This window comes from Streptococcus oriscaviae (genome assembly GCF_018137985.1).
In the GTDB taxonomy this organism is placed as follows: Bacteria; Bacillota; Bacilli; order Lactobacillales; family Streptococcaceae; genus Streptococcus; species Streptococcus oriscaviae.
Window position 1 is genome coordinate 812,470 of sequence record NZ_CP073084.1, and the last position, 24,386, is coordinate 836,855.

31 protein-coding genes are annotated in these 24,386 nt (G+C 44.9%); 9 read left to right on the plus strand and 22 right to left on the minus strand.

Features of this window, described 5'->3' with window-relative positions:
- Positions 1-37 precede the first annotated feature (37 nt).
- Positions 38-973: a manganese-dependent inorganic pyrophosphatase gene (locus INT76_RS04070; protein WP_212572455.1), complete on the minus strand. Its 936-nt coding sequence runs from the start codon at positions 971-973 to the stop codon at positions 38-40.
- A 135-nt stretch (positions 974-1,108) separates the two neighbouring features.
- Here INT76_RS04070 and INT76_RS04075 point away from each other — a divergent pair, with 135 nt between their 5' ends.
- A complete protein-coding gene (locus INT76_RS04075) occupies positions 1,109-2,806 on the plus strand; it encodes a M3 family oligoendopeptidase (protein WP_212572456.1) in 1,698 nt (565 codons plus the stop codon).
- A gap of 24 nt (positions 2,807-2,830) precedes the next feature.
- On the opposite strand, the gene INT76_RS04080 is transcribed toward INT76_RS04075, so the two are convergent.
- Positions 2,831-3,178, minus strand: a complete 348-nt coding sequence (locus INT76_RS04080; protein WP_212572458.1) for a winged helix-turn-helix transcriptional regulator — start codon at positions 3,176-3,178, stop codon at positions 2,831-2,833.
- 152 nt (positions 3,179-3,330) lie between these two features.
- Here INT76_RS04080 and INT76_RS04085 point away from each other — a divergent pair, with 152 nt between their 5' ends.
- Both INT76_RS04085 and INT76_RS04090 read left to right on the plus strand, forming a co-directional pair.
- Positions 3,331-3,870 (plus strand): NADPH-dependent FMN reductase, encoded by a 540-nt coding sequence (locus INT76_RS04085; RefSeq protein WP_212572460.1) that lies wholly within the window; start codon positions 3,331-3,333, stop codon positions 3,868-3,870.
- Between the two features lie 4 nt (positions 3,871-3,874).
- Entirely contained in the window at positions 3,875-4,723 is an 849-nt protein-coding gene (locus tag INT76_RS04090; RefSeq protein ID WP_212572462.1) for a VOC family protein, read from the plus strand.
- Between the two features lie 83 nt (positions 4,724-4,806).
- Here INT76_RS04090 and INT76_RS04095 read toward each other — a convergent pair whose 3' ends face one another.
- The 4 genes from INT76_RS04095 to INT76_RS04110 form a co-directional block, all read right to left on the minus strand.
- On the minus strand, positions 4,807-5,505 hold the full coding sequence (locus tag INT76_RS04095) for a MerR family transcriptional regulator (RefSeq protein ID WP_249116181.1): 699 nt from the start codon (positions 5,503-5,505) through the stop codon (positions 4,807-4,809).
- Between the two features lie 8 nt (positions 5,506-5,513).
- Positions 5,514-6,419 carry a DUF2268 domain-containing putative Zn-dependent protease gene (locus tag INT76_RS04100; RefSeq protein WP_212572465.1) on the minus strand — a complete coding sequence of 302 codons (906 nt, stop codon included), beginning with the start codon at positions 6,417-6,419 and terminating at the stop codon, positions 5,514-5,516.
- Between the two features lie 201 nt (positions 6,420-6,620).
- Positions 6,621-7,409 (minus strand): pyruvate formate-lyase-activating protein, encoded by a 789-nt coding sequence (gene pflA / locus INT76_RS04105; RefSeq protein WP_212572466.1) that lies wholly within the window; start codon positions 7,407-7,409, stop codon positions 6,621-6,623.
- Positions 7,410-7,536: 127 nt separating this feature from the next.
- The gene (locus INT76_RS04110) at positions 7,537-8,874 is read right to left on the minus strand and encodes a hemolysin family protein (protein WP_212572468.1); all 1,338 of its coding nucleotides are present in this window, start codon (positions 8,872-8,874) and stop codon (positions 7,537-7,539) included.
- 141 nt (positions 8,875-9,015) lie between these two features.
- On the opposite strand from INT76_RS04110, the gene INT76_RS04115 reads away from it, so the two are divergent.
- Positions 9,016-9,795, plus strand: coding sequence for an ABC transporter ATP-binding protein (locus tag INT76_RS04115; protein ID WP_212573014.1), 780 nt, complete (start codon positions 9,016-9,018; stop codon positions 9,793-9,795).
- A gap of 238 nt (positions 9,796-10,033) precedes the next feature.
- Here INT76_RS04115 and INT76_RS04120 read toward each other — a convergent pair whose 3' ends face one another.
- The 6 genes from INT76_RS04120 to INT76_RS04145 form a co-directional block, all read right to left on the minus strand.
- Positions 10,034-10,453, minus strand: a complete 420-nt coding sequence (locus INT76_RS04120; RefSeq protein ID WP_212572470.1) for a hypothetical protein — start codon at positions 10,451-10,453, stop codon at positions 10,034-10,036.
- Between the two features lie 141 nt (positions 10,454-10,594).
- On the minus strand, positions 10,595-11,590 hold the full coding sequence (locus INT76_RS04125; protein WP_212572472.1) for a type II toxin-antitoxin system antitoxin SocA domain-containing protein: 996 nt from the start codon (positions 11,588-11,590) through the stop codon (positions 10,595-10,597).
- Positions 11,591-11,605: 15 nt separating this feature from the next.
- Positions 11,606-12,013, minus strand: coding sequence for a hypothetical protein (locus INT76_RS04130; protein WP_212572474.1), 408 nt, complete (start codon positions 12,011-12,013; stop codon positions 11,606-11,608).
- 150 nt (positions 12,014-12,163) lie between these two features.
- A complete protein-coding gene (mnmM, locus tag INT76_RS04135) occupies positions 12,164-12,736 on the minus strand; it encodes a tRNA 5-(aminomethyl)-2-thiouridylate-methyltransferase MnmM (protein WP_212572475.1) in 573 nt (190 codons plus the stop codon).
- Positions 12,730-13,665: a tRNA modification radical SAM protein MnmL/YtqA gene (mnmL, locus tag INT76_RS04140; RefSeq protein WP_212572477.1), complete on the minus strand. Its 936-nt coding sequence runs from the start codon at positions 13,663-13,665 to the stop codon at positions 12,730-12,732. Before mnmL ends, mnmM begins: the two co-directional genes overlap by 7 nt.
- Before the next feature lie 20 nt (positions 13,666-13,685).
- Positions 13,686-14,207, minus strand: a complete 522-nt coding sequence (locus tag INT76_RS04145; protein WP_212572479.1) for a TetR/AcrR family transcriptional regulator — start codon at positions 14,205-14,207, stop codon at positions 13,686-13,688.
- Positions 14,208-14,342: 135 nt separating this feature from the next.
- Here INT76_RS04145 and INT76_RS04150 point away from each other — a divergent pair, with 135 nt between their 5' ends.
- Together INT76_RS04150 and INT76_RS04155 are read left to right on the plus strand one after the other, a co-directional pair.
- Entirely contained in the window at positions 14,343-15,233 is an 891-nt protein-coding gene (locus INT76_RS04150) for a cation diffusion facilitator family transporter (protein WP_212572481.1), read from the plus strand.
- Between the two features lie 88 nt (positions 15,234-15,321).
- Positions 15,322-15,969, plus strand: coding sequence for a prepilin peptidase (locus tag INT76_RS04155; RefSeq protein WP_212572483.1), 648 nt, complete (start codon positions 15,322-15,324; stop codon positions 15,967-15,969).
- A 26-nt stretch (positions 15,970-15,995) separates the two neighbouring features.
- On the opposite strand, the gene trpB is transcribed toward INT76_RS04155, so the two are convergent.
- Positions 15,996-17,171 (minus strand): tryptophan synthase subunit beta, encoded by a 1,176-nt coding sequence (trpB, locus tag INT76_RS04160; protein ID WP_212572486.1) that lies wholly within the window; start codon positions 17,169-17,171, stop codon positions 15,996-15,998.
- Between the two features lie 216 nt (positions 17,172-17,387).
- Between trpB and INT76_RS04165 the strand changes: the two genes are divergently transcribed.
- Positions 17,388-17,585 carry a hypothetical protein gene (locus INT76_RS04165; protein ID WP_212572488.1) on the plus strand — a complete coding sequence of 66 codons (198 nt, stop codon included), beginning with the start codon at positions 17,388-17,390 and terminating at the stop codon, positions 17,583-17,585.
- Positions 17,586-17,641: 56 nt separating this feature from the next.
- Here the strand turns inward: INT76_RS04165 and INT76_RS04170 are convergent, their stop codons facing one another.
- The 9 genes from INT76_RS04170 to INT76_RS04210 form a co-directional block, all read right to left on the minus strand.
- Entirely contained in the window at positions 17,642-18,157 is a 516-nt protein-coding gene (locus INT76_RS04170; RefSeq protein WP_212572490.1) for a VanZ family protein, read from the minus strand.
- Entirely contained in the window at positions 18,154-19,266 is a 1,113-nt protein-coding gene (rlmN, locus tag INT76_RS04175) for a dual-specificity RNA methyltransferase RlmN (RefSeq protein ID WP_212572492.1), read from the minus strand. The genes INT76_RS04170 and rlmN overlap by 4 nt, the downstream gene beginning before the upstream one ends.
- A gap of 7 nt (positions 19,267-19,273) precedes the next feature.
- Positions 19,274-19,843, minus strand: coding sequence for a YutD family protein (locus INT76_RS04180; protein WP_212572494.1), 570 nt, complete (start codon positions 19,841-19,843; stop codon positions 19,274-19,276).
- A 114-nt stretch (positions 19,844-19,957) separates the two neighbouring features.
- Positions 19,958-21,007, minus strand: coding sequence for a SepM family pheromone-processing serine protease (locus INT76_RS04185; RefSeq protein WP_212572496.1), 1,050 nt, complete (start codon positions 21,005-21,007; stop codon positions 19,958-19,960).
- Positions 20,994-21,482 (minus strand): pantetheine-phosphate adenylyltransferase, encoded by a 489-nt coding sequence (gene coaD, locus INT76_RS04190; RefSeq protein WP_212572498.1) that lies wholly within the window; start codon positions 21,480-21,482, stop codon positions 20,994-20,996. The genes INT76_RS04185 and coaD overlap by 14 nt, the downstream gene beginning before the upstream one ends.
- Positions 21,472-22,011: a 16S rRNA (guanine(966)-N(2))-methyltransferase RsmD gene (gene rsmD, locus INT76_RS04195; protein WP_212572506.1), complete on the minus strand. Its 540-nt coding sequence runs from the start codon at positions 22,009-22,011 to the stop codon at positions 21,472-21,474. The genes coaD and rsmD overlap by 11 nt, the downstream gene beginning before the upstream one ends.
- 77 nt (positions 22,012-22,088) lie before the next feature.
- Complete coding sequence (locus INT76_RS04200; RefSeq protein ID WP_212572508.1) at positions 22,089-22,472, minus strand: rhodanese-like domain-containing protein; 384 nt, start codon at positions 22,470-22,472, stop codon at positions 22,089-22,091.
- On the minus strand, positions 22,473-22,694 hold the full coding sequence (locus tag INT76_RS04205; RefSeq protein ID WP_212572510.1) for a YqgQ family protein: 222 nt from the start codon (positions 22,692-22,694) through the stop codon (positions 22,473-22,475).
- Between the two features lie 229 nt (positions 22,695-22,923).
- Positions 22,924-23,445 (minus strand): Dps family protein, encoded by a 522-nt coding sequence (locus INT76_RS04210; RefSeq protein WP_212572512.1) that lies wholly within the window; start codon positions 23,443-23,445, stop codon positions 22,924-22,926.
- 230 nt (positions 23,446-23,675) lie between these two features.
- On the opposite strand from INT76_RS04210, the gene INT76_RS04215 reads away from it, so the two are divergent.
- Both INT76_RS04215 and INT76_RS04220 read left to right on the plus strand, forming a co-directional pair.
- Positions 23,676-23,882 (plus strand): CsbD family protein, encoded by a 207-nt coding sequence (locus tag INT76_RS04215; RefSeq protein ID WP_212572514.1) that lies wholly within the window; start codon positions 23,676-23,678, stop codon positions 23,880-23,882.
- 46 nt (positions 23,883-23,928) lie between these two features.
- The gene (locus INT76_RS04220) at positions 23,929-24,348 is read left to right on the plus strand and encodes a low molecular weight protein-tyrosine-phosphatase (RefSeq protein WP_212572516.1); all 420 of its coding nucleotides are present in this window, start codon (positions 23,929-23,931) and stop codon (positions 24,346-24,348) included.
- The last annotated feature ends 38 nt before the right edge of the window (positions 24,349-24,386 follow it).

A 24,386-nucleotide genomic window follows, 5' to 3' on the forward strand; every position in this document is an offset into this window, starting at 1 on the left:
AGTAACAAAGAAGGAACAGGGAAGAGTAGGAGGACATTTAAGCATTAAATGCATCTGTCAACTGCGGTACAACCTGTTTCTTACGCGAAACAGCCCCTGCAAGGAAGGCATGATTGTTTTCCAACTTGAAGTTGAAGGCTGCCTCAACCTTGTCCATGTTGCTGCCGAGAGCGAGGATTTCAGAGTTTGAGTTAACAATGTCTGTAATCATCAATACAAAGTCAGAATAACCATTTACTTCAGACGCTGCTGTCATGGCAGCTTCAATCTCTGCTTGACGCTCCAAGACCTCAGCAATGTCAACAGTGTTGACCTGAGCTACACGCACATCATTGCCGTTCAAACCAAAGGTTTTTGCATCAATGTCAATCAATTCTTCTGCTGACTTGCTAGCAAGGTTGGTACCAGCTTTCAAGAGGGCTAGACCATATTCTTCCAAGTTAACACCTGCAATTCCAGCCAATTCAGCCGCAACTTGTGGATCTGTTGCGTGAGTTGTTGGTGATTTCAAGAGAAGGGTATCTGAAATCAAACCAGACAAGAGAAGACCTGCTACTTCTTTTGGAGGTGTTACCCCATTTTCTTTAAAGGCACGGTAGACGATAGAAGAAGCTGAACCGACTGGCTCCAAGCGCATGTAAAGCGGATTAGCTGTTTCAAAATTGGCAACACGATGGTGGTCAATGACTGCTGCCACTTCAACATCCTTGATGTCTGCGATAGACTGTTGGAATTCATTGTGGTCAGTCAGGATAACTTGTGCAACACCTTCTGCCTTAGCAGATTCCACCACGCGCGGTGCCGTCACACCGAAATAGTCAAGGGCAAATGCTGTTTCTTCATTTGGTGTACCAAGGGCAACAGCTTCCGCATCGCGACCAAAAACCTCGCGCTCCAAGTAAGCCCAACCGTATGCTGACGCAATCGCATCTGTATCAGGATTTTGGTGTCCAAAAACTAAAAATTTTGTCATGTCTAAAACCTCTTTTTTTAAAATCATCTATATTTTACCACAAATCCCCCTCCTTGTGAACATGAACAGGTCGGGATTTGCCAAAGCATCTCAAAAAGAGTAAGATAGAATGTAGAAAGAAACAAGGAGTTATTTATGAAATTTTCAGACTATACCTACATCCACCCAGATTATCCTGCCATCAAGGAAGATTTTACACGCCTGACAGCTGATTTAGAGGCAGCTGCTAGTCTTGAGGAAACCAAGGCTCTTATCTTGGAGATTACAAAGCTCCTCAACCTAGTTGATACTCAGTACAACCTCTGGATGATTCGCCATTCCATTGATATGAATGATGAATTTTACAATGAAGAAACCAAGTTTTGGAATGAGTATTCTCCCTTGTTCGAGGAATTGACCACCAACTACTACCGTATCATTATCAAAACGCCTTACAAGGCTGAACTGGCTGACATTCTGCCAGAAACCTTCTTTAAACTAGCTGAAAACAAACTCAAGACCTTTTCATCCGAAGCCATTCCTTTGTTCCAAAAGGAAAATGAACTCATCGACGCCTACAACAAATTGATTGCAGGTGCTGCTATTGAGTTTCAAGGAAAAACCTACAACCTTTCTCAGCTTAGCCCATTTGGCCAATCAACTGATCGCGAGGTTCGTAAAGCCGCATCTGAAGCCAGCACTGCCTATTTCGTTGAAAAAGAAGCAGACTTCGACCGTGTCTATGACGAACTGGTCAAAGTCCGTACGGAAATCGCCCGCAAACTCGGCTTTAAGGATTATGTCGAATACGGCTACCTCAAGATGAACCGTTTTGACTACAATCGTGAGATGGTAAAGATTTATCGGGAGGAAATTCTCAAGCATATCGTGCCGATTGTGCAAAACTTGCGTGAGCGCCAAGCCAAACGCTTGCAGGTACCAAGCCTCAAGCACTACGACCTCAATCTCGAGTTTTTAGACGGTAATGCAGTCCCACAAGGTGACCCTGACTTTATCTTGGCCCAAGCTCAAGAAATGTACCGCGAATTATCAGCAGAAACTGGTGAGTTTTTCGACTTCATGGTAGAGCATGAATTGCTGGATCTGGTTGCCAAAACAGGTAAAGATAGTGGAGGCTACTGTACCTATATCCCTGATTACAAGAGCCCCTTCATCTTCTCCAACTTCAATGGAACCAGCGGTGATATTGACGTCTTGACCCACGAAGCGGGACACGCCTTCCAAGTTTACCGCTCCCGTTGGATCCAAAGTCCTGAAGTTGTCTGGCCAACTTATGAAACCTGCGAAATCCACTCCATGTCCATGGAATTCATGACCTGGCCTTGGATGGACCGTTTCTTCAAGGAACAAGTTGATAAATATAAATTCAGCCACTTGGCTGGCACTCTACTCTTCTTGCCTTACGGTGTCTTGGTAGACCACTTCCAGCACGAAGTCTATGAACACCCGGAGATGACACCAGCAGAACGCAAGGCAACTTGGGCTCGCTTGCAGGCCCAATACCTGCCAGACCGTGATTATTCTGAATCAGAAGCCCTCAACCGTGGTATCTTCTGGTACCGTCAGGGGCATATTTTTGCCAGCCCATTCTACTACATTGACTACACCTTGGCCCAAGTCTGCGCCCTCCAATTCTGGAAACGCACACAGGTTGACCAGGATGAAACTGCTTGGGAAGACTACATCCGCATCTGTGATTTGGGTGGCACCAAGTCCTTCTTACAGGTGGTTGCAGCCGCAAACCTCCAGTCACCATTCAAGGAAGGCGCCCTTGAAAGCACCGCCCAAGCCGCAGCAAGCTGGTTAGATGCAGTGAATGATGGTGACTTATAAAATACAAAAATCTGAATGAACACCTCATTCAGATTTTTTGGATTTGATAAAGTTGATGTACTTATCCCCAAATGTTTCAATCTGCTCTAAAACAGCCTTAAATTCCTGACCAATCTCGCTCAGCTCATATTCGACTTTTGGCGGTACCTGAGCATACACCTTGCGGACAATCAGGCCGTCCTCTTCCAACTGGCGCAGCTGTTTGGTCAGGGTAGCTTGAGAAATCCCTTCTAAACGACGGTGCAGTTCATTAAAACGAATGGGGCCGTCTTCAATGTGGTGTAAGAGCAAAATGTTCCACTTACCTGACAAAACCGTCTGTGTGGCCAGATAGGGGCAGGCATAGATGTTTTTGGTATGATAGTCTGGCATGTTGCAACCTCTTTCCCTTGATAGTTCACATTACTTCATAAAAAGATAGTGACTACTCAAAAAAAACCTACTTGTCTTTTTTGATGTATCTGCTATAATCATACCATAAACTGCGAGAGCAGGAAAGAAGAAACTTTTAGGGGTATATTATTATGAAAAACATTCTATTTATCGTCGGTTCCCTTCGTGAAGGGTCGTTCAACCACCAAATGGCTAAGCAGGCTGAAAGTATCTTGGCTGGTCAAGCAAATGTCAGCTACCTTGACTACAAGAATATTCCGCTTATGAACCAAGACCTTGAGACCCCTGTCTTACCAGCCGTGCAGGCCGCCCGTGACGCCATCATAGCGGCGGATGCCATCTGGATTTTCTCGCCAGTTTACAACTTCGCTATTCCAGGTACGGTGAAGAACCTGATTGACTGGCTCAGCCGTGCCCTTGACTTGTCAGAAACACGCGGCCCGTCTGCTCTTCAAGACAAAATTATTACCGTATCTTCGGTTGCCAATGCAGGACAGGACCAATTGTTTGCTACTTACCAAGCCCTATTGCCATTTGTTCGTATGCAAGTCGTAGGTAAATTTACAGGAACAACTGTCAACCCAGAAGCATGGGGAACTGGACAGTTGGTATTGTCAGAGGAAGCTATTGCTGGTTTGCAGGCCCAGGCTCAAGCTTTGTTGGAGGCCTAAGCCTATGTACAATTCCCAATTTGAACTGGGCCCTGTTGCCCTCAATGTTCGCAATCTCGACCTCCAAAGCCTGTTTTACCAGCAGGTATTGGGTCTCCAAGTTCTCTCCCAAAGCCCAAACCAGATTGATCTTGGTGTCGGACAGACCGCCCTTGTCCGCCTGATTCAAACAGAGCAGAAAGGCGAAGTCAGCCACAGCTACGGACTCTACCACTTGGCTCTTGTCCTTCCTAGCCGAGAGGACTTAGGCACCATTTTCCGCCACTTTATCGACAACAAAGTTCCCCTACAAGGGGCCAGCGACCACGGTTACAGCGAGGCCATTTACCTAGCCGACACTGAAGGCAACGGCATCGAGATCTACCGCGACCTGCCTCAAGACACTTGGGATGTCCGTCCGGACGGCCGCATCGTCGGCAAGACCGAGCCTATGGATGCGGAGGCTGTCTATGCTTTAGGTAAAAAAGCTGACGCAGCCTATCAGATGCCAGCAGGCAGCCGCATGGGCCATGTCCACCTCTCCGTCCGAGAAAGCGCCGCTTCTAGCCGCTTTTACCAAGAAGTTCTAGCTATGGAGGACAAATTCAGTGTGCCGTCCGCCTCTTGGCTAGCCTCTGGTGATTATCACCACCATTTAGCTGTCAACGAATGGGGAGGAAAAAATCTAGAAACCAGACAAGAAGGCATGCCAGGCCTTGCTTACTATACTGTGATCTATTCTCAGACTGACACTTTCAAAGCCACCTTGGAACGTGCCTCAGCTGCTGGTTTAACCGTCCAACAGATTGACAAAACAGCAGCCTTTGTTGACGTTGACGGGATAAGGACACAGTTACTCCTCAGTGAAGATTAAAAGGGCAGAAAGGCCATAAATAGAAAAAGCACATACAATCATGTTAGGAAAAACAGTGATTCTATGTGCTTTATTTTATTTTTTCACAACCCCAAATGGGCTTTCACTGCTTTTTTGATAAAAGCTGGTAAGTCTGGGTTGCCGTATTTTTGGAAATACTGCTTGAACCTAGGGTCGTCTTCGTAGGTTTGCGCAATATAAACCAAGACCTGATCGCTAAAGTCACTAAAGGCAAGCAGAGCCCGTCGCCATTCCTCCACTAACTGCTTTACTTCAGGTGCATCATAAGGGAGATGCGTCTGTTGACTAAAGAGCTGAAAAATTTGTTCCAATCGTTCTTGTTCGGTCCCCTTTTGGTTTGTGTCTAGTTTTTCCTGACGTTCTTGGAAGATCTGATAGGCTGGAGTATCTCCATACCGCATTTCCGCTTCCACCTTATATTGATCTGAAAGTGGCTTTTCAAATATGTCTAAATCTAACAGGGGCTGGCCAGATAGAAAGGCCTGTAATTGTCTTTCCTTTTCTTGTAGCTCCTTGATTTTCAAGGCAAAGACCTTCTCTTGTTTTTCTAAGATGGGACGAAGATCCTCATCAGTCAAATCGATTAGGTTCTGAATGTCCTTGATGGAAAAATCCAAAGCCTTTAGAAAGAGAATTTTCTGCAGTCGGATCAAGTCTTCCTGACTATAACTACGGTAGCCATTCTCTAACTTCTCTGCTGGCAATAATCCAACCCGATCATAATAATGTAGGGTCCTCTTGGTCAAACCTGTGATGGTCATTATTTCCTTTATCGTGTAGTTCCTGTCCAAAATTCTTCTACCTCCGCTAAAATTTCCGAAGCCGGTATGAGGCTTGCTTCTTCGATGGTTTTTCCTGTCTTTTCCAAATAATACTGTATCAGATAATAGCCGCAAGCGTAACCTGCACAGTAAGGCATGCCAACACCTTCCTGGCCCATCAAGGCAGCTATTTCATCACCATAGAGGTAGGCGGTGATTTTTTGCACACCCTTAACGTCTAAATGATTGTGTAAGAAGGGTTTGATGACCTGATTGAGTGTATCCAGACTGGTTTTGCTCACCCAAGGACCTAGCTTTTCCTTTCCATACATCTGAACAGCAAAATTCTCGGCCAACCCTTCTGCTACCAGCATTTCCTTAAGTGAACCCCCATCCCAGTCAACAAACTGATAGCGAACATTATGATTGACTTCATGAGCTAGGGCTGATGGTAGGCGGGATAAGGTATGCTCATTCGGAACCAATGACAAAAATAGATAACCCGGAATCCCACCATCCCCACTATACCCATCATTGATTTGCAGCATAGGTGCCGTTGGCTGAGCCAGCAAGATTGTAAAAGTGTAGTCTTGGACAGGTAATGTGACCGAACCAAATCTTGCCAAACTGTCTCGAATAGCTCTTTCGCAACTTTGCCAAACAGAGTCGTCTAAACGGTCAATCAGGGGCAGCTGCTGCGCCGTCAGCATTTCAGGCATGAAGTGCATCCAACTCAGCAACATCATAATGTCAAAACCACCCTCTTGCTTGGCTTCAAAAGGAATGCCCTGTTTGTAAAATTTTTCTTTATAGGGCGCTAGTATTTCCTCTTTAAAATAGCCCCTTCTTTCTGCCATTGGCATTTCTAGCAACTCTCGATAGACCTTATCTGAGCGAATCATGTGAATATTCATATTTTTTCTCCTTTACAACAAAAGTATAAAGGATAACCTAAGGTTACAGTCAAGTATGAATATTCCGTTTATCATTTATTCCTTCCTTAACTCGCTTTGCCCTGCTTCATCTAAATAAAAAGGCCGGCACTGTGCCTGACAGTCAGGAACAGCGCTAGCCATGTTTGTCATAAGAAGTCTAGGCAGAATTGGTTTGTTTTCCTACCCTCGAATGCGGTTGAGGTAGTCCTGATAAGACTCCGTTCCCATAAGGTTCTTAGCATTTTGAACCCGTTCCTTGGTCGGTGGCTTTGTACCTTCCAAGGGATAGGGTCTGCCAAGTTCGCGCCACTTGAATTCACCCAAGTTGTGATAAGGAAGGACTTCAAAACGCTCTACGTTTTTGAGGGTCTTGACAAACTTGCCAAGCTCAATCAAATCCTCATCCCTATCTGTCAAGTTTGGTACCAGTACATGACGAATCCAGACAGGCTTACCGATGTCAGATAGGTAATTTGCACAAGCCAGAATATTTTTGTTACTATGGCCTGTCACAATCCGGTGTTGGTCTGGATTGATTTCCTTAATATCAAGAAGGACCAGATCCGTCACTTCCATAAGTTTGTTGTATTTTTCCAGATAGCGAGGAGTGTTTCTAAAGGTTAAGGCACAGGTATCCAAAGTTGTGTGAATTCCCTTTTCCTTGGCCAAACTAAAGAGAGCTATCAAAAAGTCAATTTGGATAGTGGCCTCACCACCTGACACAGTGATGCCCCCCTCTTTTCCCCAGAACATACGAAAGCGCAGGGCTTCATTGAGTACATCTTCAGCCGTCCGCTCAGTGGCAGATGGATTGACCAAATCCCATGTGTCGGGGTTATGGCAATACTGGCAACGCATATGGCAGCCCTGCATGAAGACCACAAAACGGACACCTGGACCATCCACTGACCCAAAGCTTTCTGTCGAATGCACCAGACCGGTAACTTTCTTGTAATCTACTTCTTCCATTCTCTCATCCTCATCAGCTTGATACCTCTAGTATACCACAAAAATGAAAACGCTTCTACTAGATGGTTTACAAAAGATTTTCAAGAAATGAATCCACAAAAAGAGCCACTTTTCAGTGACTCGTTGGTTATTCTTTTTCAGCGCCCTCTTCATCGATAGGGGTGATCAAGAGTTTCAATTTAGTGACACGGCCGTGCTTCACCTTATCATTGATTAAGACCAGATGGTGGCCCTTACTATCAATCTCGTAGGCTTCTTTCTCATCCTGAGTCGGAATCGTACCAAGTCCTGTTAGATAGAAACCGGCAATGGTGTCCACATCATCGCTTTCTAGTTCCGTATCAAAGTGTTCATTGAAATCATTGAGGGTCATGCTGCCTTGAACGATATAAGTATTTTCACCAATTTCACGGACAAAAATCTCCGTTTTATCGGTTTCATCATCAATCTCACCGACAATTTCTTCCAGCAAGTCTTCCAGAGTGACCAGACCAGCCACGCCACCGTACTCATCCAAGAGGATGGCCATTTGATTCTGTGTATTTCGCAGAGCCTTGAGCAAATCATCCACATAGATGGTTTCCGGAACAAAGAGTGGCTCCTGCATAATCCGGCGAATATTAAGCTTATCAAACCCATTGGTAAAACCTTCCGCCAAGATTTTCTTGGTATGGATTAGACCGATGACCTTATCCTTATCTCCCTCATAGACCGGAATCCGTGAATAATTTTGCTTGAGAATTTCCGGCATGATGGTTTCAATATCGTCGTCAATATCAATCATGAAGGCGTCGGTACGAGGTACCATCACCTCACGCGCAACCATTTCATCCAAGGAGAAGATTCCCTGAAGCATCTCAATTTCTTCCGCATCTAAGGTTTCCTCACTCTTAGTCAGGATGTATTCAATCTCATCGCGGGTCATCTTTTCATCTGCATCATCAAAATCCATCGGCGTGATACGGCTGATAAGATTGGTCGCAGCAGATAAGAGCCAGACAAACGGACTGACAATTTTTCCCAGAAAAATGATAATCGGCGCTGAAACAACCGCTAAATTTTCCTTCATATTCATAGCAATCCGCTTAGGATAGAGTTCTCCCAAAACGATAGAAATGAAGGTCAACAAGGCCAAGGCCAACCAGTAACCTGCTGTCTGAGCAGTTGCAGAATTACCCAGCCACTGAGCAAAGATTGCCCCCAAATCACCAGCTAAGCTCGCTCCTGACAAAATGGAAATGAAGGTGATACCTACCTGAATGGTAGATAAAAAATGGTTAGGATTTTCCAAAACAGACAGGAGACGGATGAATTTTTTCTCCCCTTCGGCTGCTTTTTGCTCCACACGAGAACGGTTGAGCGAAACCAAAGCCATTTCAGAGGCTGAGAAAAAAGCATTGAGCAAGGTTAAAAATAAGAGCAATAAAAATTGTAAGTGAATGGTCTGACTACCGGGGTCTTCCATGATAATCTCCTATGTAAAAATATATAATACCCCTATTATACCACATTTGAAAAAATATGGTAGCCTAGATTCTGCTGAAAACATTTCCCGTCCGCTTTTTCTATGATACAATGGATAAAACGAGCATTGGGAGGGCCGGTCATGATTATCTCTATGAAAAATCTTACCTACCGCCGACAGGGAAAAACAATTTTAGAAGATATTAGCTGGGAATTTGAAAAGGGTCAAAGATGGGCAATCTTAGGTCTCAACGGAGCTGGCAAATCTACCCTCTTACGCATCCTTATGGCAGAATTTTGGAAAACGTCAGGCGACTTAACGGTTCTGGAAACCACATTTGGCAAGGGAGATATTCCGACCCTGCGCACCAAAATCGGCATCGTCGGCTCCTTTCTAGCCGAGCGCTTTCCCACAGACCTCCTGGCCGAACAGATCGTCCTGACCGGCAAATACAAGTCCTCCATCCTCTACCGTGAGTACGGGCAGAAAGAGCTCAATGAGGCCATCGACATGCTGACCAGTATCGATGGTGCCCACCTGGTCGGCCGCACCTATGCCAGCCTCTCTCAGGGCGAGCGCCAGCTCCTCCTCATCGCCCGCAGCCTCATGGAAAGCCCTGAACTCCTCATCCTGGATGAAGCCACCGTCGGCCTGGACCTCCTAGCCAGAGAGCGTCTCCTCAAGCACCTCCACCACATCTGCCAATTGGATACCGCTCCCGCCATCATCTTCGTCACCCACCATGCCGAAGAAATCACCGCCGACTTTAGCCATGTCCTCCTCCTCAAAGAGGGCAAGGTCCTGGCCCATGGCCCCAAGGAAGACATCCTCACAACCGACCACCTGGGCGACTTCTATGGCAACCAAGTCGAGCTGATCCCTCTGGGAGAAGAGAGACTGTTTATTAAGCCGAAATTGTAATAACAACCCCTAAAAGGGGACTGCCTCTCACAAATGAGACACAAGAAAACACTCCTATTGAAATCTAGTCAACTAGAAGCAGGAGTGTTTTCTTATGCCTATTCGGCAGAAACTAAGTTAGCCTACATCGGAATGAAGAAGGCTGGTAAGTTCAATAGGATTATCATGGAGACCTTGGGAATGAAGAATGGTTGTCAGGTCCAAACTTGGATGAGATGGCTTGAAAATATAACCTGCATCATTTCATCCCAACCATCCGAGCGGGAATGCCATGACGCTCCAGTCTTGCCATGAGGAGTTGAATCGTTTGGTCCATCTCTTCTTTTGTCGACTTGGCTACAATCTTTTGGTGAAGGACACTACTATCAAAGTAATAGCGACGGCTGGTACGGCCATTCTTTTTGATGATCCGTAGCTGGCCTGCGAAGTTGGTAAAGCCTGATTTGGTGGTGGCAAATCTCGAAAACTCTACTCGTTCGATCTCTTCCAAGGGATAGGTGATTGGAAAAGCTGCCTGAATGGTCAATTTGCCATCAGAAATCAAAAAAACATCATAGAAGCCCTGGCCCTGCTTGCCTTTTCTGAGGGAGAAAAACAAGAAAACCACCCGCAAAACAAAGATCAGGCCAAAGAGCATGAGCATCCAATTTCCAAACATTCTTTGAAACTCCTTTTCTACAAATTCTCAGTTTATTTATCTGCATGTGACTCTTAAACCTCCCCCGCCTCCATCTCTCTTAGAGAATAGGATTCCAGTTTGTTGACATTGGTGCGGAGGAAGTACGCTTTTGGGCTGTTTTTAAAAATGAAGGCGGGAAAATCGTTCATTCGAGTAGGCAGCTATGTCATCAACCGTCAGCATATCATATTTATCCTTTACTCTCTCGAAGAAATCTGCAATCAGTTTTTTTTCGATAACAGCAGCTGAGGCTTCATCTTCTTTCAAATCTCCACGCGTTAGTAGCCAAGGGCTCTCTTCGTGAGTGAATTTTTCTAAAACCTTCCCGTTATAGACACTAAGGTGGTAGATAACACTGTCCAACACTTGGATTTCCTGATCAGTAAAACAGTGCCTATAATCATAGTCGCTTTCTAGCACAATCGGTTGCCAGCCAAATTCCTGGTATTTTTCATAAATATCTCGATAGACTGGACCATGAACCCAACTCTCACAATCACTTTGGAACATAAATTCCCCCGTAAAGGCAACAGAAAAACCTTGAACATAATACAAGAGTTTCTGCAGTGCTAAAGGAGTAATTTCGTTATTTTTTGATAATAAATAATTGGCAGCCAAATGCTCTTTCGGCACCTCTCCGTCTGCTATGAGTTTTTCTGTCGCTTTGAGACTTTTTTCATACGTTGGAGAACTTAAGCTCCCTTTTGCATCTTTTAACAAGGTCAAAAAATAATCTGGCTCTTTAGAAATGCGGTAAAGAGTCTCAGAATAGGAGCGTTTGGGGAGGTCTCCTTTTAAGTAACGTGGGATGGTATTGATGCCCCAGCCCAGCAATTCCGACAAAGGCTTGGCACCAATGGCGTATTTTTTCAAAAGACTCGTTATCTCTGCAATAGAAATTAAGTCATTAGCCTTCCGATAGGCGTCATAGAGGGCCTGCCTATTTGCAGTGTCTATATCTTCCACAAAAACAGGCTGCGTACAAGCATCACAAAAAGCCTCCTTACCCAGGAAGGTATAGTCTGTTCCTTTTAATTTCCGTGTCATTTCACGCTCTTCAATATGATAAGTAACATCGTCTAAACAATGTTCACAAAATATTTTTTTTTCTGCCATGATAGACTCAACTCCTTATTTCTTGAAATAATAACTCATCGGCCTTTCGGCCTCATGAAAGGAAACCACAATTGTTTTTAAACCCGTTGTTTTACTGGAGGCAAGGACAAATTTTGCATAAACTTGGACCTGTCTTTCGTCACCAAAAACATCTGTTAACAGAAAGCACGGACCAAATATAAAATAATCATCATGATTCTGATAAACATTTGGAGACTGAACACAGGCACAAAAATCACGAACCTCTATTTTAAGTATTAATTGCTTGCGCTTTTCTTTATCCAAATTAAATTCATCCGCAAATTCATCATTCTTCACCCTATTCTCACCAGTACTAATGATAAATTTGTTCTGAGAAACGAGATCCTTGATTTGACCCAATACCTCTTCAATCTCTTGCTTTGAATATTTCTGTACTGACAACTCACTCTCCTTTACCAGGTCAGTATTTCTATAAATAGTTTATCATTTTGGGGGTGTAAACGCAAAACAAAAGTACCATTTTTATAAAAATGGTGCTTTTGTAAGATAAAAATACTTTATTCTCAGTGCCATTCTCAAGCTTTTTCTCTCTTAAAAACGATCGTAGAAGGGGTCGTCTGTTGATTTGATTTTTTCAATCATGACCAACAGCGGTGGGGTATTGATTTGATTGAGCGGTTCATAGAGCATTACTGTGAAGTAGTTCTGGTCCAAAGCACTCACATAGTCCAACACCTCTACTTTTTCTAGCTTCCCTGCCTCATGGCCCGGATAGATAACAATAGAAACCCGACCACCAACAGACAAAATATTTAAGACCTGTTCAATGGCATCTATTGTCGTATCGTAGCGAGTTGTGATAGACTTATCCCCGTTTGGTAAATAGCCTAAGTTAAAAATAGCCACTTTACAGCCCAAGATATAGTGATTGATATTCTGGTGACCAGACCAAAAGAGCCGTACGTTGTCTAAACCTTCCGCATCTGCTCGATTTCGCGTATTTTGCAAGGCTTCAAACTGCACATCAAAGGCAAATACTTCCTTTGCTCTCTTGGCTAAAAAGACCGTATCATGACCATTTCCCATGGTCGCATCCAGTGCATAATCGTTTTTTGTCAAGATTTCAGCCAAAAAAGCATGGGCCATTTCTAAGGGTTTTAACATAGGGTAATCCTTTCTTCTACTTTACATCCTTGGTAGGAGCCGCGTCGCTCCATTTCTTTGTCAATAGCATTGAGCACCTCCCACTTATTAAGGCTCCACATGGGGCCAATCAAGAGATGGGGCGGAGCATCACCTGTGAGCCGGTGAATCACAATGTGTTGGGGAATAATCTCTAGCTGGTCACAAATCAGATTGACATAGGCCTCCTGACTGAGAAGCTGCAATCGTCCTTCATGATAATCTCGTTGCATGCGGGTATTGGTCATCAGATGGAGAAGGTGAAGTTTCAAGCCCTGAATGTCTGCATCTCGTACGCAACGCCGGACATTTTCCACCATCATTTCGTGGCTTTCACCAGGAAGACCGTTGATTAAATGAGCCACTACTTCAATCTTGGGATACTGCCGCAGGCGCTTGACCGCATCCACGAAGGTCTGGTAGTCATGGGCACGATTGATCCGCTCCGAGGTTTCTTCGTAGGTTGTCTGAAGTCCCAACTCAACAGTCACATGCATCCGCTCGGATAATTCTGCCAGATAGGCAATGGTGTCATCCGGTAAGCAATCCGGCCGGGTACCAATGTTGATTCCCACCACACCCGGTTCGTTGATGGCTTGCTCGTAGCGCTCTCGCAGAACAGCCACATCCGCATGGGTATTGGTAAAGTTCTGAAAATAGACCAGATATTTTTTGACCTCGGGCCACTTGCGGTGCATAAAATCAACTTCCTGATAAAATTGCTCCACAATCGGCGCATCTGGAGCCACAATCGCATCTCCTGAACCAGACACTGTGCAGAAGGTGCAGCCACCTTTCGCCACCGTTCCATCGCGATTGGGGCAATCAAATCCCGCATCAATGGGTACCTTAAAAATCTTTTCACCGAAAAGTTTCCGGTAGTGTTCATTGAGTGTCTTGTAACGTTTCATTTTCCTATTGTACCATAATTTTATCCTAAAAGGGTCAAGTAATAGCGCGTTAATGTTTTTTCGTTCACTTTTTGCCGCTGCTGCAACCACCACGTCACCGTTTCGATAAAGCTGCTCGTCACATAATGCACCAAAAAATCTTCTGGTAAATCAGCCTTATCTTTCAGATAGTTCTCGCGCACCAAGGGGTAGACATCGTGAACAAGCTCCGCCTTTAATTCTTGCAAAAAATAAGGATTGCGCGACAAGAGCAGGGAGGCTACCCGATCCTGATTGAGCCGGAAATGCTTGAAAATGTGGGCTAATAGCTCCTCCAAATCCCCCCTTTCTCCCTGCCTTTCAAAAAGATGGTGAAAGAGATCCTGACAAAGTTCTTCTAGAAGGGCCTCTTTGCTCTCATAATGGGAATAAAAAGTTGAACGACCAACATTCGCCACATCAATGACATCCTGAACTCGTATCGCTTCATAGCCCTTCTTATTTATTAGTTCGATAAAAGCATGATAAATTGCTTTTTTTGTTTTTGCAATCCGTCTGTCCATAGCCGTACATTTGAAACATTTTGTTCAGAAATAAACATTCTGTCCTATTTGTTTCTGGTATTCCTTCCGTTTTTTGTAGATAATAGAGGTGAAGAAGGTCTTCTATTCGTCTATTATACCAAAAAGGAGAATGTCATGTCCTCTAGCAAAAAAATGATGCTTGCTTTTTTCCTCAATCTTGGCTTTGCCCTGATTGAAGGTGTTTTTGGTTTTTTGTTTAACTCCAGCGCAGTTCTTGCAGATGCAGTTCATGATCTGGGAGATGCCTTGGCTATTGGAACAGCCGCCTTTCTGGAGCGCTTTTCTCATAAGAAGGCCGACCTGCGTTATAGTCTGGGCTACAAACGCTTCAGCTTGCTCGGAGCCATGGTGACTTCTGCTATTCTCATCAGCGGTTCCAGCCTTATCCTCGTGGAAAACATTCCAAAACTGTGGGCACCCGAACCCGTCAACCATCGGGGGATGCTGCTGCTTGGCATTCTTGCCATCCTCATCAATCTGACTGCCAGTTTCATCATCCGCAAGGGGCAGACCCGCAATGAGGCCATCCTCAGCCTGCACTTTTTAGAAGATATTCTGGGCTGGCTGGCCGTCATCCTTGTTTCGATTCTACTGGAATTTACAGACTGGTACTTCCTAGACCCACTGTTATCTCTTATCATCGCTGGTTTTATCCTGTCAAAAGCCCTGCCGCAAGCCTATTCTACTCTCAAAATTTTCTTGGAAGCCGTACCCGAGGGCATCGATCTTCATCAGCTACGCCAACAAGTTAGTCAGTTAGAAACGGTAGAACAAGTCTATCAAATCAATGTCTGGACCATGGACGGACTCAATCACTATGCCAGCATCCACATTCGCCCCAAAGCTGATGTTCAGGAAGCTTTTTGCAAGAAAGCCATTCGCCAGATTTTTGAGAACCAGTCTATCTACCAAGTCACCATCGAAATTGATTGGTCTGAAGCAGAGCACCTCGCACACGACAAGGAACGTCCACAATCTGCTAATCACTCCCATCACCATCATTGATGCTGGACGAGTTTGTCTTTAGGGGAATCATTTTTTCATATCAAGCAAGTTTGTTTTATTTTTCCTATCTGTTTACGAATAAATGGGTATGAAGATTCTATTACTTTCTTTTTTAGGTGCGTCTTTGGGTTCTTTTCTGGGTCTGGTTATCGACCGTTTCCCTGAACAATCCATTCTCTTTCCTGCCAGCCACTGCAATCAGTGCAAGAAGCAGCTCAAGGCCTGGGATTTAATTCCTATTCTATCTCAGCTTATGAATCGCTCAAAATGCCGGTATTGCAAGGCAAAGATTCCTTATTGGTACGGTGGCTTGGAGTTCCTTTCAGCCCTCTTGGTGATCTTGCTAGAATGGCAGCTCATCTCCTTCTTGGAGTTTGTTCTCCTAATCTGTGGTCTGGTGTTGACTATCTATGACATTAAACACCAAGAATATCCACTTATGGTCTGGTTGGTTCTGACAACCATTGCTCTTATCCTCAGTCAGCTCAATTGGCTTTTCTGTGGACTCTTGCTTCTGGCCTACCTAACAGAAAAGTTCCAGCTCAAAATTGGCTCTGGTGACTTTCTGTATTTGGCTAGTCTGGCCCTTTTCTTTGACTTCAATCAACTCTTGTGGATTGTCCAAATCAGCAGTCTTTTAGGCTTAGTCGTCTTCTTTGTTTTTAAAACCAAGTCCCTGCCCTATGTTCCTTTTCTTTTCTTGGCCAGCCTCATGGTCTATCTTATCCCAACTTAAAAATCTGAGCAGGCGCTCAGATTTTTTTACTTTCCTTCTAGATAATCGGCAATCGCTGCCACATCCTTGTCTCCGCGTCCAGATACGTTGATGAGGATAATCTTATCAGAAGCAAGCTGTGGCGCTAGCTTGATGGCTTCTGCAATGGCATGCGAACTTTCGATGGCAGGAAGAATTCCTTCTGTCCGACTGAGAGTGAGAAGGGCATTGACCGCTTCATTATCGGTTGCAGCAACATAGTTAACTCTGCCTGTTTCCTTATAGAAAGCATGTTCTGGGCCAACTCCTGGGTAGTCCAAACCAGCAGAGATAGAGTAGACAGGAGCAACTCCACCATTGGCATCAAAGAGCGAGATTGTCTTCATGCCATCGACTACACCGACACTCCCCTTGGTCATGGTGGCTGCGTGCTGGTCTGTATCCACACCTTTTCCGGCTGCTTCCACACCGATTAGCTTGACTGCTTCGTCTGCTATATACTGTGAAAAAGCCCCAATGGCGTTGGAACCACCACCTACACAGGCGATTACATAGTCTGGCAACCGGCCTTCCTTTTCCAGAATCTGCCTGCGAGATTCGACACTGATGATTTTCTGAAATTCGTGCACAATGGTTGGGTAGGGATGAGGCCCCACAGCTGAACCAAGGACATAAAATGCCTCCAAATCCGCCATCCAAGCTCCGAAGGCAGCATCGACGGCCTCTTTGAGGGTCTGCGTGCCTTCTGTCACTGCATGAACACGCGCCCCCATCATCTCCATCCGGAAAACATTTAATCGCTGACGCTTAACGTCTTCAGCTCCCATGTAAATATCACAACCCAATCCAAAGCGGGCCGCAACTGCCGCGGTTGCCACCCCGTGCTGTCCTGCTCCTGTTTCTGCGATAACACGGGTCTTGCCCATACGTTTGGCAAGCAGAATCTGCCCGAGTACATTATTGAGTTTATGAGAGCCCAAATGGTTGAGGTCCTCTCGTTTAAGGTAAATCTTAGCTCCTCCCAACTCCTTGGTCAAAGACTCCGCAAAATAGAGTGGTGTTTCCCGGCCTGCATAATCTTTGAGGTAGCCATGGTATTCTGCTAAGAAGGTCGGGTCGTCCTTATACTGCTCAAAGGTCGCTTCCAATTCATCCAACAAGACCTGAATTGCCTCAGGTACGAAACTTCCGCCAAATTCTCCAAAATATCCTTTTTCTGCCATTTCCTGCCTCTTTCTCTATATTTCTTTCTGTGTGTACGCTACAAATCTTATCTCATGCGACGCCATCGTTTCATTTTCAGGTCCTCTTTCTATGCAAAAAGCCCCCGCAGGTCAACCTGCGAGGGCGTCAATGGACACGGTGCCACCTCACTTATGGAGAACAATCTCATTTCTCCATCTCTCTGTCTCCTCAACCAAGGAGTTGCACGGTAAGGGGTGCACAACCGAACTCTCATTGTTTCAAGTTCAAACACTATTGGTCTGCCTATCGGCAAGCCACACATCAGCCCATTTCATAAACAGCTGCCACCTGTTCACAATCACCACAGGCTCCCTGAAGACTGGCTGTTAATTACTTCTTCTGATTGGGGCTATTATACACCTATTCAAAATCCCTGTCAAGAATTTATCTAAATTTTCTAAAAATTTTTGCAAAAAGTAAAACACAGGTGAACGCTTGATTCACCTGTCTAGGATGGCTGGTGGATCTTAATCCACATTTTGTAGCTGACATAGGCCAAGAGACCTCCCAGACTGTTGGTCCAGAGATCGTCCACTTCAAAAACCCGTCCTGCGTCCAGCAAAAAATCCAAGATTAGCTGGGTACATTCGATAAAACAACTGATACACAAGCTATACAGCAAGGCTGTTTTGGCACTCCGCCATTTTTCAAAAAGAAAAACAAGGGCAAGCACCAGAGGGTAGAGCAGGAAAATATTGGTTAGATTCTGAAGAACAATAAGCCAAAGCTCGTAGAGGCTATCCACCTTATCACCATTGATTAGGCTGTTAAACGGGGTCGGTAAAAAGTAAAGCCGACCAATCTGAACGATGCCAGGTGTTGAAAATGTTTTGTACTGGGGATACCAAGACTGGGGTAGAAAACAAAGTAGGCCGATCACTAAACTGTATAGGCCAGCCAATATTTTGGCCAAGTGTCTGCCCTTATCTGTCAAATTACCGTCGGTGTGAAAGAATCCTTTCATGCCTTAATTCCTGCTTTTGCTTTGGCTGCTGCAATCCGAGCCCTAGCGGTTTCCCTGTCTTTTTTCAAGGTATTGGAGCGCAACTGACCGCAGGCTGCATCAATATCCGTACCATGTTCTTGACGAACCACGCAGTTAACACCATTCTTCTTGAGGCGGTCATAGAAGGCAGCTACCCGTTCTGGCGTAGAACGACTGTATTGGTCATGCTCACTAACTGGGTTGTAGGGAATCAAGTTGATATAGGATAGTTTGCGGATTTTCTTAGTCAAATCAGCCAATTCCTGTGCCTGCTCCACTCCATCATTAACCTCGTTGAGCATAATGTATTCAAAGGTCACGCGCCGGTTAGTGGTCTGGATATAATCCTCGATTGCTTCAAATAGAACTTCAATCGGAAACTTGCGGTTGATACGCATGATACTTGAGCGCAAGTCATTATTTGGAGCGTGAAGAGATACAGCCAGATTGACCTGAACACCTTCGCGGGCAAAGTCACGAATTTTCGGTGCCAAGCCAGAGGTGGATACCGTGATATGGCGCGCACCGATGGCCAAGCCTTTGTCGTCGTTTACCACGCGAAGGAAGGTCATGACATTATCATAGTTGTCAAGCGGTTCTCCAATCCCCATGACAACGATATGGCTAACGCGCTCATTTTGCTGGCGTTCGTCAAAGTATTTTTGTACCAACATGATTTGAGCAACGATTTCTCCGCTGGTCAAATCCCGCTGTTTGGGAATCAAGCCTGAGGCACAGAAGGTACAGCCGATGTTACAGCCAACCTGTGTAGTCACGCAGACTGACAAGCCGTAGTGCTGCCGCATGAGAACTGTTTCAATCAGCATCCCGTCTGGTAGTTCAAAGAGGTATTTGACCGTTCCGTCCTTCGACTCTTGAACGATGCGTTGTTTGAGAGGATTGAGAACAAAATCTTCATTGAGTTTATCAATCAAAGACTTGGGCAAGTTGGTCATCTCTTCAAATGAAGCGACGCGGTTGCGGTAAAGCCATTCCCAAATTTGGGTGGCGCGAAAAGATTTCTGGTTATTCTCCAAAACCCAGTCTGTCACTTGCTGGCGGGTCAGACCATAGATTGATGCTTTCATGCTACTCCTATTTCTGGCGAATCACAAAGCCACGTTTGGCTTCTTGAATTTCGCGGTTATTTTTCTTGCGGTCACGTTTCTGACTGCGTTCTTTTTTGTGTTGCTTGTTGGTCGGATTGGACGGTTTGTCATTTTTGACAGTAAAGGAGCGTTCCTTTTTCTTGTTCGTGTTGTTGCGATTGCGCTTGCGTTTGCGGCGTGGCTTATCTTCTGGTTCGACCGGCATTTCCTGAGGATTGGGGTTTTCGAGAACAAAATAAGCGCAGCCAAAGTTACAAAACTCGGTTAGATAGTCGTCCAAACGGCTGATTTTCAAATCACTCTTGACGGAGCGCTCGTCCTTGTAAAATCCCTTCAAACGCAGTTGGTCGTTGCCCCAGTCCCCAACAATGTAGTCAAATTTAAGCATGAGTTGGGAAAAGCGTTGACCAAAAATAGTCTGGTCAAAGGCTTCTTTGTAATCTTCTAAGACATCTAGTTCAATATTTTCAGAAACCACCTTATCCCCAACTCGGGCAAAACTTGGGCCGGGGAACTTATTGTAATTGTATAATTCTGGAGAAATTTCTTTCTTCATGTCTCCTCCTTCTTGCTACTCTAACCTTATTATTATAACACTATTTTACCTTAAATACCCTGACTTTGCCATATAAGAGAAATTTCTAACAATTTTAAGATAAAAAAGAGCGATTTACTCGCTCTTGGTCTTCTCTAAGTAATCAATCGCTTCTTGAACGTTGGTGACTGGAACCACTTCAATGTCTAATTTTTCCTGTCGAACCATCTCCATGGCTTCTTCGTAGTTGGTCTTGGCATCAGGATTTTCTTTGAGAATCTTCTCATCTACTGGATTGTTGGGAACGAAGAAGACTGTGGCACCAGCCTGAGCAGCCGATAGAACCTTTTTGTCCGCCCCGCCGATATCTCCAACTGAACCATCCTGTTCAATGGTTCCTGTACCGGCAATTATCCGACCATCCCGTAGGTCTGGATCGGCCAACTGGGTGTAGATAGAAAGGGTGAACATGAGGCCGGCACTAGGGCCGCCGATGTTGCCTGTTTGAAACTCAATGGGAACACTGCTGTCTACTTCTGTATGATCCACTAGGGTGATACCGATACCGTTCTTGCCATTGGACAGCTTGATGATGCTTCCATCAGCTTCATACTGTTGGCCAGCACTGATGTAGCCGACTGTAACGCTGCTACCGAGCTCCAAACTGCTGACATATTTGATTAGGTCTGCTGAGCTTTCAAAGGTCTCTCCATTGATGCTGACAACGGTGTCTGCTATATTGAGAATTTCTCTGAAGGTCGAATCTTCTGTTAGGCTGAGAACATAGACTCCGAAAAAGTCCAGACTCACATCCTTGCCTGCCAAGGTCAAGCCTTGGTATTTGGCCATGTTTTGCGAAGTTTCCATATAGAATTGAGCAATCCGGAAGTAGTCATCATTGTTGGCTCCGCCAGTTGTTTCTTCTTCTGAACGAATATCCATGGTCGGATTCAAATAAGCCGCTAAGAGCTGGAAGGCTGTGGCTTGCTGGACATGGACATACACGAAATTATAAGAGCCTGGTTCTGAGTCTTCCTGCCCATTGACCGTCAGGACATGGCGGACGTCTGCTGCTCCACCAGGGCTTTCAATGTAGTAGGGAAGTCGAAAAAACATTCCCAGCCAGAGAAGGGCACTGAGTCCAACGATGGAGAGAACCAGTAATAACTTTTTATTCTTTTTCATTTTTTTCTAACTCCTTGCAAATGATAGCTGGCACATAGGGACGAATATCCTGTTTAAAGTGCAGCAATTCTCTAACCTGACTGGACGAAACAAATTTGAACTCCGGCTTGGCCAAGAGATAGACGGTTTCGATTTCAGGGGCCAGCTGATGATTGTAAAAATCAAAACTGGCTTCATATTCTAAATCGATTGCATTGCGTAGGCCCCGTACCAAATGGGTAACACCATGGCGCCTTGCTACGTCCACCACCAATTCATTTTCAGATAGGATAACCTCTACCTGATCCCAGTCCGCAAAAATATCTTCTAGTAAAACCTTGCGCTCAACAGCGGTGAGAAGACCTGCTTTCTTGGGATTGGTGAAAATACCGACATAGAGTTTATCAAACAGACCACAAGCCCGCTCAATCAAATCCAAATGTCCGTTGGTTAGCGGGTCAAAGGAACCTGTAAACAATCCAATCTTATCTGACATACACTGTTACCTTGCTTATTCCGTAAATTTTTTCCTTCCAAATGCCCAGCTCCGCAATTTCTTCTGGTAGCTGAACAGCCTTGTCTGTTTCGCAGACGACCATGACCTCTTCTGCCAGCAATTGCCGCTGACAGAGTTCTGTCACCATAGCCACAATCTCTTGGTCCGCATAAGGCGGATCCAGAAAAACCAAATCAAAGGGGCCTGTCAAACTAGAAAGAGCCTGTCTGGCATCCATGGCAAGCAACTGGAATTTATCTGCTTCTTTTGTCATGGCAATATTGTCTCGGATGATGGCTTGGGCCTTGCGATCCCGCTCAATCAAAACCGCCTCTTCCATACCACGAGAAACCGCCTCGATAGCCAGTCCACCACTGCCTGCATATAGGTCTAACACCCTGCCGCCTTCAAAGTAGGGCCCAATCATATTGAACACAGCGCCACGCACCTTATCAGAGGTTGGGCGAGTTGTTTTCCCTGCTAAAGTCTTGAGTGGCCGGGCGCCATATTTTCCAGAAACAATTCTCATAGGATTTATTATAACAAAAATTTGCTCCCATGACTAATGCAGACAAGAAAAAGGCGAGATTGCCTCGCCTTGCCTAGTTAATTGGTCTTTACCTTACCATCCCAACCATTGATTCCATAGCTGAGAATGTAGATTTCTTGATAGCCTTGCTTCTTGAGGTGGAGAGCCGCCGGTGTGACTAGCTGCCCACGGTCATTCTCATAGAGAAGAACAGGCTTGTCCTTGCGGAGGGCGCCTAGACTCTGCTTGAGTTGCTGATAGGGAATATTGCGGGCTCCCATAATGTGCTTTCTGCGGTATTCATTGGGTTCACGCAGGTCGATTAACTGACCTGTATGAATTTTTTCTGCAAATTCATGATTGTCCAAGATGGTTGCAGCCCGACGCAGGCGCCAGTAGTTGAAGCCCATCCAGGCACCCAAAATAGCTAAAAATGCAAGAATTGTATATAAGGTTTCCATTTAGTCTTTCTTCTCCTTCGATTGCTGATAGGCTAATTCCAAACGATGTTCTCGCCGCAAAACCATTTCGGCTTCCAGATAGTCCAGTTTTTCCAGCAAGCCCGACTGATAGACTCGACTGAGCTCAATCTGCATCATCTCAATATCATAGAGGCGATTGCCCATATAAACGATAATCCCAAAACGCTTGAGCAGCTGTTGCACATCGTAAAGTCTTTTCATAGGAAAAGTTTAGCAAAATTTCCCTTGTTTTTCAAGAGTCCATGAAAAGAAGAATGATTTACAAGTAACCAGTTGACATCCCTTCTATCTTTAGCCGCTCCTATTCCTGCCACAGAACTCCTACAATTTCTGCTTCTTGTCATTTCTTGCCCGTTGGCTGAACCCAATGAAAAACTCCTGAAATCACCAGTTGCCTAGCAAATTCAGGAGTATTATAGAGTTTATTGGTTTACAAATTTGGCGCCTGACCCAATTCTGCTTGGAGCATCCAGATGTGCTTTTCGATACTTGCCTTAGCGACATTGAAAATATCGTTGGTCACACTATCTCCTTCTTGATCACTGATGTCAAAGCCTTTTTGGAAAAGGTCAGCCAGATAGCGAAAAACTTCTACAACACGACTCAAGTGAGCTTCCATTGTCAGACTGTAATCACCTGGCAGCTCCGTCAACTGACTATTATCACTAAATTCCTTAAGAGTAGAATAAGGCGCACCGCCAATGGTAATCAAACGCTCACTCATTTCATCTAGGTAACCATCCAACTCTTCCATATAGCCATCCATCTTAGGATGCCAAAGGAGAAAACCGCGACCACGCATATACCAATGCACTTGGTGAAGAATGGAATGGGCAACAGACAAGTCTGCCACAGCCTGATTCAAAATAGCTTTTGTAGCTGGTAAACTTTCAGGTTGACGTTGGGTAAAACTCGCTACCTCTGCTGCAGATTGGTACATTTTTTCAAACATATGTTTTCCTTCTTTCTATTTTATTTATAATCATTATAATTAAAACAGAAAAATTCTTCAAGTTTTTAGACTCAAGATTAGAAAAATTCTACAATTATCAGATTAGAGTCTGTTGTTCAGGATGGGGGCAAAAATACGGGATAATTCTTGCATTTTTTGCTTTTTTATTTTATGATATTAGATATTAGTAGAAGAAGGCGTTCACTGGAGCAAAGGAAAGGAGGCCGCCCATGTCAAAAGAAAAACGAGATGCCAAACTGGAACAAGTGACCGGTTCTGTCAAAAAAGGAATTGGAAAACTCACCGGCAACAAGAAGCTGGAAGTTGAAGGTATGGTTGAAAAAGGAGTCGGAAAAGCTAAGGAGATGGCTATTGATGCCAAGGAGAGCGTTGAGGGTGCCATCAAGGGTATCAAGAAGGCGCTTGATAAGGATTGAGTCAAACTGACGGCCCTGAGGCCGTTTTTGCATGAGGAGAAAGAAAATGAAAAAAATTGTATTTGTTTGCCTAGGGAATATCTGTCGCAGCCCTATGGCTGAATTTGTCATGAAAGAGATGACCGACGAGCTTCATATTGAAAGTCGGGCCACTTCTTCGTGGGAGGAGGGCAATCCCATCCATCGTGGAACGCAGGCGATTTTCCGTAAACACGCCATCGCCTACAATCAGCACAAGACCTCCATGCGCATGACCCGCGAGGACTTCCTAACCTTTGATCTCATCATTGGCATGGACGCCCAAAATGTCCTTGACCTCAAGGCTATGGCTCCAGAAGGAACCGAAAACAAGATTGTCCAATTTGCCGAAAAAAGCGTTCCAGACCCTTGGTATACAGGGGATTTTGACGAAACCTACTCTATCGTCAGGGAAGGATGCAGAGTTTGGCTCAAGCGCATCAACTAATGGATTTTCTTATGTAACATTTTTGTAATATGGTATAA